Below are 687 nucleotides of genomic sequence, written 5' to 3' on the forward strand. Positions count from 1 at the left end.
CCCCACCACCTCCGCCGACGACGGCGTGGCGGCCGGCGCCGGCGCGATCATCGCCATGGCCTCGGACATCCGCATTGCGACGCCGGAGGCAAAGACCGCCTTCCTGTTCACCCGCGTCGGGCTCGCCGGCTGCGACATGGGCGCCTGCGCGATCCTGCCGCGCATCATCGGCCAGGGCCGCGCCGCCGAGCTGCTCTACACCGGCCGCACCATGAGCGCCACCGAGGGCGAGCGCTGGGGATTCTACAACCGGCTGGTCGACGCGGCAGCGCTCGAAGCCGACGCGCTCGACATGGCGGCGCGCATCGTTTCCGGCCCGACCTTCGCGCATGGCATCACCAAGACGCAGCTCAACCAGGAATGGTCGATTGGCCTCGACCAGGCGATCGAGGCGGAAGCGCAAGCGCAGGCGATCTGCATGCAGACCGGCGATTTCGAGCGGGCCTACAAGGCGTTCGTGGCGAAGGAAAAGCCGGTGTTCGAGGGGAATTAGCGATGGGTGCGTTATTGGCAACGCTGGCGGGACAGCGCCCCCCTCTGTCCTGCCGGACATCTCCCCCACTTGGGGGGAGATCAGCCGTCGCGTCCGCTTTCGCCAGTTTTCAACGTTGCAAGGATGGCGCCGGCGCCCGAGCTGCCAATCTCCCCCCTTGTGGGGGAGATGTCCGGCAGGACAGAGGGGGGCGC

General features: G+C 68.7%; 1 protein-coding gene. It reads left to right on the forward strand.

Annotation, left to right across the window (positions count from 1 at the left end; all coding sequences use genetic code 11):
- The coding region (locus EOA27_RS38950) for an enoyl-CoA hydratase-related protein (protein ID WP_245491401.1) at positions 1-493 on the forward strand (493 nt) is incomplete at its 5' end.
- Positions 494-687: the final 194 nt, after the last annotated feature.

This window comes from Mesorhizobium sp. M2A.F.Ca.ET.037.01.1.1 (genome assembly GCF_003998075.1).
In the GTDB taxonomy this organism is placed as follows: Bacteria; Pseudomonadota; Alphaproteobacteria; order Rhizobiales; family Rhizobiaceae; genus Mesorhizobium.